Annotated in this window: 12 protein-coding genes and 1 tRNA gene; 3 read left to right on the top strand and 10 right to left on the bottom strand. The window is 36.3% G+C overall.

Translation table 11 applies throughout. From position 1 onward, the window contains the following. Window positions 1-95: 95 nt before the first annotated feature. Window positions 96-1,262 (top strand): proline dehydrogenase family protein, encoded by a 1,167-nt coding sequence (locus FEDK69T_RS02375; protein WP_023572545.1) that lies wholly within the window; start codon window positions 96-98, stop codon window positions 1,260-1,262. Between the two features lie 109 nt (window positions 1,263-1,371). Here FEDK69T_RS02375 and FEDK69T_RS02370 read toward each other — a convergent pair whose 3' ends face one another. From FEDK69T_RS02370 to porX, 9 genes are all read right to left on the bottom strand, one after another. Next, a complete protein-coding gene (locus FEDK69T_RS02370; protein WP_023572544.1) occupies window positions 1,372-2,907 on the bottom strand; it encodes a T9SS type A sorting domain-containing protein in 1,536 nt (511 codons plus the stop codon). 252 nt (window positions 2,908-3,159) lie between these two features. Next, window positions 3,160-4,689, bottom strand: coding sequence for a T9SS type A sorting domain-containing protein (locus FEDK69T_RS02365; RefSeq protein WP_023572543.1), 1,530 nt, complete (start codon window positions 4,687-4,689; stop codon window positions 3,160-3,162). A 267-nt stretch (window positions 4,690-4,956) separates the two neighbouring features. Beyond that, window positions 4,957-6,501 (bottom strand): T9SS type A sorting domain-containing protein, encoded by a 1,545-nt coding sequence (locus FEDK69T_RS15330; RefSeq protein WP_023572542.1) that lies wholly within the window; start codon window positions 6,499-6,501, stop codon window positions 4,957-4,959. 305 nt (window positions 6,502-6,806) lie between these two features. Further along, entirely contained in the window at window positions 6,807-7,073 is a 267-nt protein-coding gene (locus FEDK69T_RS02355; protein ID WP_023572540.1) for a hypothetical protein, read from the bottom strand. 78 nt (window positions 7,074-7,151) lie between these two features. Continuing rightward, window positions 7,152-7,226: transfer RNA gene (locus tag FEDK69T_RS02350), tRNA-Val, on the bottom strand. Between the two features lie 82 nt (window positions 7,227-7,308). Next, window positions 7,309-7,683 (bottom strand): DUF4258 domain-containing protein, encoded by a 375-nt coding sequence (locus FEDK69T_RS02345; RefSeq protein WP_023572539.1) that lies wholly within the window; start codon window positions 7,681-7,683, stop codon window positions 7,309-7,311. A 47-nt stretch (window positions 7,684-7,730) separates the two neighbouring features. Next, window positions 7,731-8,924 carry an alanine dehydrogenase gene (locus FEDK69T_RS02340; protein WP_023572538.1) on the bottom strand — a complete coding sequence of 398 codons (1,194 nt, stop codon included), beginning with the start codon at window positions 8,922-8,924 and terminating at the stop codon, window positions 7,731-7,733. Between the two features lie 54 nt (window positions 8,925-8,978). After that, window positions 8,979-9,386 carry a tRNA (adenosine(37)-N6)-threonylcarbamoyltransferase complex ATPase subunit type 1 TsaE gene (gene tsaE / locus FEDK69T_RS02335; RefSeq protein ID WP_023572537.1) on the bottom strand — a complete coding sequence of 136 codons (408 nt, stop codon included), beginning with the start codon at window positions 9,384-9,386 and terminating at the stop codon, window positions 8,979-8,981. Between the two features lie 49 nt (window positions 9,387-9,435). Beyond that, window positions 9,436-10,989, bottom strand: a complete 1,554-nt coding sequence (gene porX, locus FEDK69T_RS02330; protein WP_023572536.1) for a T9SS response regulator signal transducer PorX — start codon at window positions 10,987-10,989, stop codon at window positions 9,436-9,438. Between the two features lie 192 nt (window positions 10,990-11,181). Between porX and FEDK69T_RS02325 the strand changes: the two genes are divergently transcribed. Next, window positions 11,182-11,706, top strand: coding sequence for a GNAT family N-acetyltransferase (locus FEDK69T_RS02325; protein WP_023572535.1), 525 nt, complete (start codon window positions 11,182-11,184; stop codon window positions 11,704-11,706). Window positions 11,707-11,786: 80 nt separating this feature from the next. Here FEDK69T_RS02325 and FEDK69T_RS02320 read toward each other — a convergent pair whose 3' ends face one another. Beyond that, window positions 11,787-12,200 carry a cupin domain-containing protein gene (locus FEDK69T_RS02320; protein WP_023572534.1) on the bottom strand — a complete coding sequence of 138 codons (414 nt, stop codon included), beginning with the start codon at window positions 12,198-12,200 and terminating at the stop codon, window positions 11,787-11,789. 230 nt (window positions 12,201-12,430) lie between these two features. On the opposite strand from FEDK69T_RS02320, the gene FEDK69T_RS02315 reads away from it, so the two are divergent. Then, window positions 12,431-14,479, top strand: coding sequence for a M13 family metallopeptidase (locus FEDK69T_RS02315; RefSeq protein ID WP_023572533.1), 2,049 nt, complete (start codon window positions 12,431-12,433; stop codon window positions 14,477-14,479). The last annotated feature ends 147 nt before the right edge of the window (window positions 14,480-14,626 follow it).

The following is a 14,626-nucleotide window of genomic DNA, read 5'->3' as shown; positions in this document are numbered from 1 at the left end:
TTTTAAGTATTGATAATAGTTGAGCAAAATAAGGTATTTTTTATCAATTATTTTCAAACCATGCGTATATTTGTATGCCTATTAATAAAATTACAATGGAAAAAATATTCAACAATACAGAGGTTGCCTTTGCTTTAAAAAGCAACAACGAATTAACCAGAGCACATTTTCTTTTTAAATTAATTGGAAATCCTTCATTGGTAAAAATTGGAACGTCGCTTACAAATTTTGCTTTAAATTTTCATCTTCCTGTAGAAGGATTGATCCGCACGACTGTTTTTGACCATTTTTGCGGGGGGATTAGTGAAAACGACTGTCTTAAGGTTGTCGATAAAATGTACACTAAAAAGGTTTCTTCAGTTTTAGATTATTCTGTGGAAGGGAAAGAAGAAGAAGCACAATTTGATGCTGCTTTGCAGATGACTTTAAAAACAATTGAGTTCGCTAAAGCCAAAGAAGCAATTCCTTTTGCAGTGTTTAAACCAACTGGAGTTGGACGCATTGATTTGTATGAAAAAATAGGGGAGAAGAAAGCACTGACAGAGGCAGAAAAAGCAGAATGGAATAAAGTGGTTGCGCGTTTTGAAACCATTTGTAAAACAGCTTTTGATAAAAATGTGATGTTGTTGATTGATGCTGAAGAAAGCTGGATGCAGGATGCTGCCGATGATTTGGTTACGGATATGATGCGCAAGTACAATAAAGAAAAAGCGTTGATTTTCAATACCCTGCAAATGTATCGCTGGGACCGTTTGGATTATCTGAAAAAACTTCACGAAATAGCGAAGGCAGAAGGCTTTCATATCGGAATGAAAGTGGTGCGCGGGGCTTATATGGAAAAAGAAGCAGACAAGGCTAAAGAAAATGGATATGAAAATCCTATCTGCCCATCAAAACAGGCTACGGATGATAATTACGATGCCTGTATTGATTATATGATGGAAAACATTGATAAAATGGCCATTTTTGCAGGAACCCATAACGAATTAAGCTCGTATAAGTTGATGGATTTGATGGAGAAGAAAGGAATTACTAAAAACGACAACCGAATTTGGTTCGGTCAATTGTATGGTATGAGCGATAATATTAGTTATAACCTTGCAGAAAACGGTTATAATGTTGCTAAATACCTTCCGTTCGGGCCGGTTCGCGACGTTATGCCGTATTTGATCCGCCGAGCTCAGGAGAATACTTCTGTGGCAGGACAGACGGGAAGGGAATTAATGCTTTTGGAATCGGAAAAGAAAAGAAGAAAGTTATAAAAAAAAGGGTTGTCTCAAAAATGACAACCCTTTTTTTATACTTATCCATTTTTTGGATAGTGTTTTTAGGTCATACAAACAGTAAGCGAATACAATCATTTTTAAAACATTATTCCTTAATGAACTTCATGCTTGTTTTGGTTTTATTGCCTATGCTCAAAATATAAACCCCTTTTGACAGATTTCCGGTTTTTATAACTGAATTTACTTCATTCAGTTTTCCTTTAATAACAGACCTTCCTGATTGATCATAAATAATGTACGGCAAATCAAGGGTATTTCCTTTGATATTTACGTGCAGCTCATTGTCTGTAGGGTTTGGATAAACGCTAAACAAATTTCCTATTGTTTGTTCGTCCGTACTTAATGCATTGCTTAGTTTAACTATCCAACCATCATAATCACCATGATTTCCGGTTACATCAAAATCATTTGAAGCCGTTCTGCCTGCAATTATATAGCCTCCATCGGTAGTTTGCTGTGCTGACATCGCCTCGTCCTGCTCTGAGCCACCTAAAGATTTCTGCCATTGCATACTTCCAGTACTGGTCAGTTTAACTATCCAATAATTATAATCAGTAAGATATCCGGTAACATCTCCATCATGGGAATCAGAGTACCCCGCAATTATATAGCCTCCATCAGTAGTTTGTTGTATTGAAGAGGCCCCATCCGCCTCGGAACCACCTAAAGATCTCTTCCATTGGATACTTCCCGTATTCGTCAGTTTAACTATCCAACAATCAGAACCACCATGATTTCCGGTGACATCTCCATTATTTGAGCCAGAGGATCCTGCAATTATATAGCCTCCATCGGCAGTTTGTACTATTGAATTTGCTCCCTCACTATCGGTACCCCCTAAAGATTTCTGCCATTGGATACTTCCTGTATTGGAGAGTTTCACTATCCAATAATCAAAATTACCATGATTTCCGGTAACATCACCGTCAATTGAACCAGTGAATCCTGCACAAATATATCCTCCATCGGTAGTTTGCTTTATTGAATTTGCTATGTCATCATTACTGCCACCTAAAGATTTCTGCCATTGGATACTTCCCGTATTGGTCAGTTTTACTATCCAACAATCAGAACCGCCATGATTTCCGGTAACATCACCATTATTTGAATTAGAGTATCCTGCAACAATGTAACCCCCATCGGTAGTTTGTTGTATTGAACACGCAAGCTCAAATTCTGTACCGCCTAAAGATTTCTGCCATTCGATACTTCCTGTATTGGTCAGTTTAACTATCCAATAATCGCGTTTACCATGATTTCCGGTAACATCCCCATCATTTGAATTAGAAGTTGCTGCAATTATATAGCCCCCATCGGTAGTTTGCTGTATTGAAGTTGGATGATCATAATCCGTACCGCCTAAAGACTTCTGCCATTGGATACTTCCTGCATTGGCCAATTTAACTATCCATATATCATCATAACCATCATTTCCGGTTACATCACCATTATTTGAAGCAGTTCTGCCTGCAATTATATAGCCTCCATCGGTTGTTTGTTGAATTGAATACATTTCATCAGCACTGCTACCACCTAAAGATTTCTGCCAGCTAATTGACGGCTGTGAATAGCAATAAATAACCTTTAAGAATATTACTACTAAGAGTAAAGATTTTCTCATGACTTTAAAACTTTACGTTAAGCAATATAAAGTTACTATTTTTTTGAATAAAATTAACTTAAAATACTGATTGTTAATTAATTGTATTTGTGAATATTCATTATTGTTTTGTTGGCTTGATGGAGGTAGAGGAGTCTAGTATGTGTGAGCAAAACAATCTTTTTCAACCTTTTACAATTCCCAGGATAAGCACTTATGAAATAAAAAAAAGGCACTCCATTGAGGTTCGCCTTTCCTGTTTTTTAAAGTATGCTACTCCTTTATAATCTTTATGTTTGTTTTGTTTCCAATACTCAAAATATAAACCCCTTTTGACAGATTTCCGGTTTTTATAACGTTTTTGTAATCACTTAGTTTTCCTGTTATAATGGATCTTCCTGATTGATCATAGATGATGTATGGCAAATCGAGAGTATTTCCATTGATATTTACATGCAGTTCATTATTCATAGGGTTTGGATAAACACTAAACAAATTTTCAAAGGTCGATTCGTCAGTGCTTAAGGTACTGCTTAGTTTAACTATCCAATAATCATAGTCACCGTGATTTCCGGAAACATCATTATTATTTGAATTAGAGTATCCTGCAATTGCATATCCTCCATCTGTGGTTTGTTTAATTAATGTTATTTTATCAATACCACTGCCTCCTAAGGATTTCTGCCATTGGATAATTCCGGTATTGGTCAGTTTAACTACCCAATAATCAAAATTTCCGTGATTTCCGGTAACGTCAAAATCATTTGAATTGGAGAATCCTCCAACTATATATCCTCCATCGGAAGTTTGCTGAATAGAATATGCATGATCAACATGAGTTCCTCCTAAAGATTTCTTCCAATCGATGCTTCCTGTATTGGTCAGTTTAACTATCCAATAATCAAAATCACCAAGACTTCCGGTAATGTCTCCATCATTTGAATTAGAGTATCCTGCAATTATATATCCTCCATCTGTTGTTTGCAGAATTGAATATGTCACATCTGAATTGGATCCCCCTAAAGATCGTTGCCATGCAATAGTTCCTGTACTGGTCAGTTTAACTGCCCATATATCATAATGACCGTGATGTCCGGTAACGTCGAGATTATTTGAATTAGAATCGCCTGCAATTATATATCCTCCATCTGTTGTTTGTTGTATTGAGCATGCATAGTCATTAAGAGTTCCCCCAAAAGATTTTTGCCATTCGATAACTCCTATACTGTTTAGTTTAACTACCCAATAATCAAAACCACCTTTATTTACAGTAACATTACCATTATTTGAATTAGACTGACCAACAAATATATATCCCCCGTCTGCAGTTTGCACTATTGAGCTTGCTTCGTCTCTTAGTGTACCACCAAAAGATTTCTGCCATTGGATAGTTCCGATATTGGTTAATTTCACTATCCAACAATCAGAACCACCGTGGTTACCGGAAACATCACCATTATTTGAAAAAGAGGTTCCAGCAATTATATAGCCTCCATCATTGGTTTGCACTATTGAATCCGCTATTTCTTCACCAGTGCCTCCAAAAGATTTCTTCCAATCGATGTTTCCTGTATTTGTCAATTTAACTACCCAATAATCTGTACCGCCGTGATTTCCGGCAACGTCACCATTATTTGAATTAGAGTATCCTGCAATTATATAACCTCCATCGGAAGTTTGTTGTATTGAATTCATTATATCAATCCCAGTGCCTCCTAAAGATTTCTGCCAACTAATTGAGGGCTGTGAGTAAACAGAAGCAAACAGTAGGCAAACTGTAAAGAAAAAAATAAATTGTTTCATGATTTTTTTAGTTTTAGAATTGAGCCTTGCAAATCACTAATGTTCAATTAGCTTTGTATTAAAATGACAGTATCCAAACCAATTTATCAGATGTTTGTTTTCAGTTGACTAATTAGCATTGAGTTGGCTGGTTTGTATAAGAAAGGCTAGAGGTAGGCATGTCTTGTCATAACATTCATTTCCTGTATTGTGCGATCCTTAAAACTAACTCATAATTATTAAAACTGGCAACTATTTTGAGGTATCCGCCTTATTTGTAAAATAATCCTAATCCTTAATGATCTTTCTGTTGATTTCATTATTATCCCCTATACTCAATATATAAATCCCTTTAGAAAGACTGCCGATAGTAATGGTTGTTTGATTTTCATTGAGTTTACCCTTCAATACCGCTTTGCCAGATTGGTCATAGACCGTGTAGGGAAGATCCCGTATCTTTTCTATTGTATTTACTTGTATTTCGTTGCTTGAGGGATTGGGATAAATAATGATCGAATTATCCGAGATGGATTTTTTAGAAAATAATTTCGTTGTGCTTAATCTGCCTTCTATTGCGCCTAATTTAAGTATCCAACCATCGACGTGTCCGTGAGTTCCGTTTCCGTTTTCATAAGACGAATTAGAGAACCCAGCAATAATATAACCTCCATCTGCAGTAACTTCCATAGAAAATGGATAATCAGAACCATCTGGGGTACCATATGTTTGCTCTTGCTGTACAATTCCGGATTTAGATAGTTTTACCATCAATAAATCAAAAAGAGGATCACCTTCATCATTCAATCTGGGCACAGTATAGCCGGCGACTAAATAGTCGTCATCGGCAGTTTGTCGAATTACAAGTCCAGTTTCATGATTAGAGCTGCCTAAACATTTCTCCCATTGTATATTTCCTGAATTGGTTATTTTAACAATCCACATATCATTACCTCCATTATTTCCGTTAACATCGCCATCATTAGAACCAGATACTCCGGTTATGATATATCCTCCGCGAGTGGTTTGTTGGATTGAAAATGCGTAGTCGCTACCAGAACCTCCCAATGATTTCTTCCATTGGATTTTTCCTCGCTTATTCAACTTAACTATCCAATAATCTCCGCCGCCGCCGTGATTCCCGATAACGTCACCATCATTAGAATTACTACCCCCTGCGACTATATAGCCGCCATCTTTAGTTTGTATGATTGAACGTGCTATTTCATAACCCGTCCCACCCAAAGATTTCTGCCATTGGATATTTCCTGTATCGGAGAGTTTAACTATCCAATAATCACCACCTCCGTGATTTCCTGTAACATCACCGTCATTAGAGTCAGATATTCCTGCCATTATGTATCCCCCGTAACTAGTCTGTTGTATAGAAAAGGCCCATTCCTCGCCCGAACCACCTAATGATTTCTGCCATTGAATATTTCCGATGTTATCCAGTTTAGCGATGTAAAAATCGCTACCACCATGATTTCCTGTCATATCTGCCGCTGTACCTCCAACAACATAGCCGCCATCGCTAGTTTGTTTGATTGAATAAACTGTACTAATTGTTTCTAAACATTTCTGCCACTGGATGTTCCCTGCCTGGCTCAGTTTAACTATCCAAGTTTTTCCATTTTCATCAGCATTGCATTCAGTACCGCTAAGGTCGCCATTTTTGGAAGCTGATTGTCCGGCACATATATAACCACCATCACTAGTCTGTTCAATAGAAGTCATCGAATCAGGACCTGAACCACCTAAAAATTTCTCAAAATTCTGTGAATAACTAGAAGTAAACAATAGGTAAACTATAAAGAAAAGTATATTTTTTTTCATGATATTTATAATTTACGTTAAGCGCAATAAAGTTACGATTTTTTGCTAAAAAAACAATCAACATGCTGATTTTGAGCGCATTGCGTTTTTCTTTCATATAGAGAGATTTTTGTGATTACTCGAATTGTCACTGATGCCATATTTATGGAAGTAGGGGTTTCCGGTTACGCATATCTGAATGGCCGAACTCAGGAAAAACACTTCCTTGGCCGGTTAGAAAAATAGGGAGGGTAATGTTGTTGAAAACGGAAAAGGAAAGAAGAAAGTTATAAGAAAAATGAAACCCCATTAATTTGGGTTTTATTTCATATGCAGCGCATAAAAATCAGAAAACCCGGAAAAACAATCAGATTTATTATTGTTTGATACAGACGGCTGACTTTGATTTTTTCAAGCAATGAATTTAGTAGTAAAAGCATCCCGAACAGAACAAAAAAATAGACTACAAATACCATCCAGTTCCCAATGTCCTTCATCCATCGGAAATTGTAGTAGCCTTCATCTATGAAGAAAAGAAACTGAGCTACTATAAAACTATTTAAAGCCGAAAAAAGTGGCAGGTTAAGTTTCATAATGCTTTTTTAGTAATAACGAAATTTTTGAAGGTATAGTATAAAAAAAACTCCTCAAAATGATTGAGGAGTTCTTTGTGGGCGATGAGGGGTTCGAACCCCCGACCCCCTCGGTGTAAACGAGGTGCTCTGAACCAGCTGAGCTAATCGCCCCATTTATTGCTTTCAAGTATTCCCTGATTGCTGTGCAAATATACAGCAGGATTTTGATTATGCAAGACTTTTGACGGATTTTTTACTGTTTTTTTATGTCTTTCAATACAACTCTTTCAGTGTAATTGATCATTTCTACAGTAATTGGCTCATTTTTAGTGTTTTTCCCTTCAATTATATATAGCTTCCCGTTTTCGTAAGGTTTGTTGCTATTGTCAAAATCAACATCGCCATACTGCATGCAATTTTTGATATCCTCCACAGTAACCCATTTTTCATTGAATTTTGCTTGTGCTTCTTTGGAGTAGGAAATAGGTTTGCTTCTCAAATCTTTTAAAACACGGCAATTTGGCATGTAGCAAAATTCTGTTTTCTTCTGTTGAAAGAAGAATACTAAAAACATTCCGCCCAAAAGCAGTCCAAAAAGATAATACGCTAAACGGTGAACAAATTTCATGGTAATTAATTTGCGGCAAAAGTAAGCAAACAATCGGCTATCACCAACTAAAATACGATCAGGTTTATATCGCGATAAGAAATATTAAACCAATCGGCAATAGATTTATTGGTTAAAATGCCGTGGTAAAAATAAACTCCGTTTTTTAATCCTCTATCACAACGGATAGCGCTTTCAAGTCCGCCATCATCGGCAATTTTCAACAAAGAGGGTGTTATTATATTGCTTATCGTCATAGAGGCCGTTTTGGAATAACGTGACGGGATATTAGGAACGCAATAATGAATTACATTGTTCTTGATAAAAGTAGGTTTTTCGTGTGTTGTGATTTCCGAAGTTTCAAAGCAGCCTCCGGTATCTATACTTACGTCCACAATCACGGCTCCTTTTTTCATGTGTTCTACCATAGTTTCTGTTACTACGACCGGTGTCCGGTTTTTTCCGCGCATGGCTCCGATGGCTACATCACAACGGCGCAAGGCTTTTAACAACGATTTTTCCTGAATAGTGGAAGTAAAGACACGTTGGTTTAGCATATTTTGCAATCGACGTAATTTTGTAATGGAATTGTCAAATATTTTTACGGTAGCTCCCAATCCAATTGCGGTTCTCGCGGCGTATTCAGCAACAGTTCCTGCACCTAGAATGACAACTTCTGTTGGGCGAATTCCTGTGATGTTTCCCATCAGCAATCCTTTTCCGACCGATTGATTAATCATCAACTCAGCAGCTATAAGCACAGAGGCTGTACCAGCAATTTCGCTGAGAGATTTTACAGCAGGGTAGGAGCCGTCTTCATCTTTGATGAATTCAAAAGCCAGTGCAGTTATCCTTTTAGCGGCCAGGGCTTCAAAATAAGCTTTCTTTTGTGTTTTTAACTGAATTGCCGAAATAAGAAAGGTTTGCGGATTCATCAGCTCGATTTCATCAAGTGTAGGTGGTTCTACCTTAAGAATCATCGGGCAGCTGAAAACCTTTTTGGTATCACTTGTGATTTTCGCACCGGCATCACTATATTCTTTATCGGAAAAACTTGAATTTGCTCCGGCACCAGATTCAATCAACACCCTGTGCCCGTGTGAGGTTAAAGAATTTACAGCATCAGGAGTAAGGCAGATACGTCTTTCCTGATACGATGTTTCTTTAGGTATTCCTATAAAAAGGGCACTTTTGTGCTTTTCTATTTCTAACTTCTCTTCCTGGGGAAGCAGTTGTTGTTTGGAAAAAGGTGTTATTGACATGCTTTAACTGTATGAATGGTTCACAAATTACGAAATTTTAGCAAAATACCATAATCATTTAACGGTCAAATGTCGTTTTCCGTTAGGTAAAAGTTTTATGTGGATTGCGGAATGATCAAGTGGAATCAAATTTGGCGTTTTTTCAGGCCATTCTATAAAACACCAGTTCCCGGAATAAAAATATTCATCAAGGCCCATATCGTATGCTTCTTCTTCAGAATTTAACCGATACAGATCAAAATGATAAATAATGTCGCCATTTGCGGCTTTGTATTCATTTACTAACGAAAATGTCGGGCTGGAGGCCATATGCTTGACTCCAAGATAACTTACCAGCTCTTTTATTAATGTGGTTTTTCCCACGCCCATATCGGCGTGGAAAGTAACCACTTTTTTTATACTGTTGGCAAAAATCTGTTTTACAACGTCCTGAATTTCTTCAAGAGTGAACGTGATTTCCATAAATGTTACGACTTTATTTGACTGTAAGAAATTTACAAATCAAATATACCTATTTTGGATTGAAAACCAAGAAAGGAACAATCATTTCTTCTAAAGAAATTCCGCCATGCTGATAGGTATTTCGGTAATAACTTACATAATGATTGAAATTATTAACATAAGCGAGGAATAAATCGTTCTTTGCAAATATGAAGGAACTACTCATGTTTATTGCCGGTAAGCCTATTTTTTTTGGGTCTTTTACAGCATACACGTCTTTATCTTCATAGGTAAGGCTTCGTCCGGTTTTATAGCGTAAATTTAAACTTGTTTGTTTGTCGCCGATTACTTTAGAAGGGTTCTTACAGTTGATGGTTCCGTGATCTGTTGTTAGAATCAGTTTGAATCCTAATTGCTGTGCTTGCTGAATAATTTCCAGAAGCGGTGAATTCTTAAACCAGCTCAATGTTAACGAACGATATGCTTTATCATTGGAAGCTAATTCTTTTACAACTTCCATTTCTGTTTTTGCGTGCGAAAGCATATCCACGAAGTTATAAACAACAGTAGTTAAATCATTGCTTTTTAATGCTTTAAAGTTGTCAACCAGTTTTTTTCCGTCTTTAAAATTGGTTATTTTATAGTATTCCTGTTTAATATCAATGCGAAGACGTTTTAACTGTTCGGTTAAAAATTCTGCTTCATATAGGTTTTTTCCGCCTTCATCGACATCATTTTTCCAGTATTGTGGAAAGTTTTTCTCCATTTCCAAAGGTGTCAAACCCGAGAAAATAGCATTACGCGCATATTGGGTAGCCGTAGGAAGAATGGCAAAATAACTGGTTTCTTTTTCCAGTTTATAATGATTGTTAACCACGCTTTCAAAAGCTTTCCACTGGTCATAGCGCAGGTTGTCAATCACAACAAATAATATTGGTTTGTCTTTTTTACGTATTTCAGGAACCACGAGTTTTCTGAAAATTTCATGGGATAGGTACGGACGGCCTTCTTCGGCGGCAAACCATTTTTCATAGTTTTTCTCAATGAATTTCCCGAATTGAGAATTAGCTTCCACTTTCTGGCTTTCTAATATTTCGACCATACTTTGGTCTTCAATATTTTCCAGTTCAATCTCCCAGAACAATAACTTTTTATATAATTCTACCCAATCTTCATAAGAGTTGACCATTGCCATATCCATTGCAATCTTTCTGAACTCTTTTTGATAATCCAAAGTCGTTTTCTCAGAAACCAGGCGAGAATGATCCAGGTTCTTTTTCAGGCTCAGCAAAATCTGATTCGGATTTACAGGTTTAATAAGATAATCAGCTATTTTAGAACCGATAGCTTCCTCCATGATGTATTCTTCTTCACTTTTGGTAATCATAATTACCGGTGTAGCCGATTTTTTTTCTTTGATTTCAGCAAGGGTTTCCAAGCCGCTTAAACCGGGCATGTTTTCATCCAAAAAGACGATATCAAAATTTTGATCATCGAAAATATCAATGGCATCTTGTCCGTTATTACAGGTGGTTACGTTGTATCCTTTCTTTTCAAGAAACAAAATATGGGGTTTCAACAAATCAATTTCATCGTCAACCCAAAGTATTTTTATATCGCTCATGATGTTTCGTTATATAATTTATACTGCAATATATAGATTTAACAACGGAATCAGGTTAAAATTATTGTAAAAATAAACGTGTTATTTTATGATATTTTTCTGTAAATTTATAACTGATTGTTTAGAAAAAATAGTATTTTGTATTATAGTAAATCGTAATATATTTAGAATGCAGAAATAAACTTTAGCATAATGACCAATCAGAAATATACAATAAGAAATGCCAAACCAGAAGAATTTGCAGAAATCGGGAATATGATGGTACAGGTGTATTCGCAGCTTGAGGGTTTTCCGAAAGAATCCGAACAACCAAACTATTATAAAATGCTTGCCAACATTGGTGATTTGACCAATAATCCCGGAACGGAACTTTTAGTAGCTGTTTCTTCGGATAATGAAATTACAGGCGGTGTTGTTTTTTTCAGTGAGATGAAATACTATGGTTCTGGAGGGACTGCGACCAAAGAGGTAAATTCTGCCGGTTTCAGATTATTAGCTGTAAGTCCAAAAGCACGCGGAAATGGTGTTGGAAAATTACTGACAGTCGAATGCATTGAAAAAGCCAAGAATAAAAAACTAAATCAAATAATCATTCATTCGACCAAGTCCATGGACATTGCCTGGAAAATGTATGAAAACATTGGCTTTAAAAGATCCGAAGATTTGGATTTTATGCAGGGAGATTTGCCTGTTTTCGGCTTTAGGCTGAAACTTTAGCAAAATAAAATCACAGTGTACAAAAAAGATGAACATCAGAAATGTTCATCTTTTTTATTTCGCAATATGTATTTCTTTCGTCATTTTTTTGGTTTAGCCTCTTTATAAGGATGCTCTTTTAATTCCACAATTAAAAATTTAATGGTTGTAGTTCCAACATTTTCAGCATAATGAGGGCGCTCGGGATCTCCAAAACCGGAAGCACCAGCTTTTAACTCCATCGTTTCCTCTTTTCCGTCTTTATAATGAACCATGAGCTTTCCATCAGATAGTGCATAATAGAAATGTGCCGGATGGGTATGCATGTCAGTCTTCTGCCCCGGTTCAAGAGTTACTTCCGCCGCAAGAACCATTTTGTTGTCTACCAAATTATTTACCATCTTATTGGATCCTATAGTATTGGTTTCCATTTTTTTGTCCTGAGCCATGACGCTCATTGTAAATAGCAAAAGAACAAACATTCCTTTGACTAAAGTTTTTTCAAAGTTTTTCATAAGGATTTTTTTTAAGAATTATACTGTAAAAACAATTGTAAAATGAACAATAAAATTACAGATTTTAACACGATTATACAATCAAAAGTTAATTTAAATAGCTGGTTTGCAATGGATTATGATTTTGTTGAAATAGTTTAAATTTGAACTGTTTTAAGTAGATTTGTAAAGGATGTAAGAAAAATATACCTTTGAAAAAACTAATCTAATCCACTAAATTTTAAACTATTATGAAATTTAAACATTTTGCACTTCTTGCTGCAGGAACATCCTTAGCATTAACAAGTTGTAAAAACAAGGAAACCTCCGAGTTAATCCAACCTGATCCCTTGGCAATAAACAGGGATACTACTTTAAATCCTGGAGAAAACTTTTTCCATTATGCTAACGGAGGCTGGTTCAAAAAAAATCCTATTCCTGAAACGGAAAGCAGTAACGGAATTTTCAGAACCATCGGAGATACCATCAATGCTCAAATAAAGGCAATTTGTATTAAATCTTCTGAAGATAAAGAGGCAGCCAAAGGGAGCAACAAACAGAAAATAGGGGATTTTTATGCTTCAGGAATGGATACTTTAGCCATCGAAAAAGCAGGAATCAATCCGCTTAAAGTAGAGATGGCTAGAATTGACGCCATTAAAGATGTTAACTCTTTATCAGAAACTATCGCCTATATGCATACCATCGGAACTGGTCCGGCATTTAATTTTTATCTGGGGCAGGACGATAAAAACAGCACGAAATATGCTTTGTTTTTCTCTCAGGGAGGATTAGGGTTAGGAGATCGTGATTATTATTTCAATACCGATGAGGAAACTGTAACCATTAGAAAAGAATATGTAAAACACCTTCAGTCTATGATGCAGCTCATTGGTCAGGACAAAACATCGGCCTCCAAAAATGCGGCTACAATCATGAAAATGGAAACCGATTTAGCTAAAGTTTCACGTAAATTAGAAGCTCTCCGAGATCCGATAAAGAATTACAATAAAATGTCTGTTGCCCAATTTAAATCATTGGCTCCTAATTTAAGTGTTGATAAAATGCTGGCAAACTTAAAAGTGGCTAAAGCCGATTCTGTTATTGTAGGTCAACCTGAATTTTACAAAGGATTGAATGAATTAACTAAAACGTATGCCATTGAAGACTGGAAAGTGTATTTAAAATGGAATTTGGTAGACAGTTATGCATCTTATTTAAATAATGCTATCGAAGTACAGAATTTCAAATTCTATTCTACAGTAATGAATGGGGTAAGCAAACAAAAACCGAGATGGAAAAGGGTAGTGAGTACTACAGATGCTTCCCTTGGAGAATTGATTGGTCAGGTGTATGTTGATGAATATTTACCAAAAGGAACAAAAGAAAAACTTCTGGAAATAGGGAACAACATTAGGGACGTTTATGCTGAGCGCATCAAAAAATTAGATTGGATGAGTCCTGCCACTAAGCAAAAAGCATTGGTAAAACTGAGCAAAATTGTCATGAAAGTCGGATATCCTGATAAATGGAAAGACATGGGCAGTGTTTCCATCGACAGGAAATCATATTGCGCAAACGTAATGAATACCAATAAATGGGAATACGATTATATGATTGCTAAATATGGGAAAACGGTAGACAGAACAGAGTGGGGCATGTATCCGCAAACTTACAACGCCTACTACAACCCGAGCAATAATGAAATTTGCGTTCCAGGCTGTAATATCATCGTTCCTGGATTTGAAGGAAGAATGCCTGATGATGCTGTTTTATACGGAATCATAGGCGGATCGACATTCGGGCATGAAATCACTCATGGTTTCGACGACCAGGGAAGTCAATATGATGAAAAAGGTAACTTAAACAATTGGTGGACGGCAGAAGACCTGAAAAAATTCAAAGCCAAAACCAAACTTATAGTTGATCAGTTTAGTAAATACGAGGCATTGAAGGGTAAATTCGTAAATGGAGATGCTACACAAGGGGAAAACATTGCCGATTTAGGTGGTGTTGTTATGGGATATGAGGCATTTAAGAAGACAAAGCAGTTCCAAAACAATCACAAAATTGCAGGTTTAAATCCGAATGAGCGCTTCTTTTTATCTTATGCTTATGCGTGGATGGTGAACGTTAAAAATGAAGCCTTAGCGCAGCAAATTATGACGGATGTTCACGCACCAGCACAATTCAGAATTAACGGTCCGTTAAGCAATATGCCTGAATTCTATGCGACATTTAAGATTAAGGAAGGTGATAAAATGCATCGTCCGGAAAGCGCCAGGGTATTTATTTGGTAAGTTACAGATAATTTACATTAAGCCATCCTTTCGGATGGCTTTTTTTATTTCTGACACATTTGCCACAAAACCATTATGCAGTAAAACTCAGAATATTTATTTTGTAATAAAAAACTTGTTTATAAAAATATTTTTACGAAATTTCGC

Source organism: Flavobacterium enshiense DK69, from assembly GCF_000498495.1.
Taxonomy (GTDB): domain Bacteria; phylum Bacteroidota; class Bacteroidia; order Flavobacteriales; family Flavobacteriaceae; genus Flavobacterium; species Flavobacterium enshiense.
Note: the sequence above shows the minus strand (reverse complement) of the source record. Positions and strands in the feature narration are given on the sequence as shown.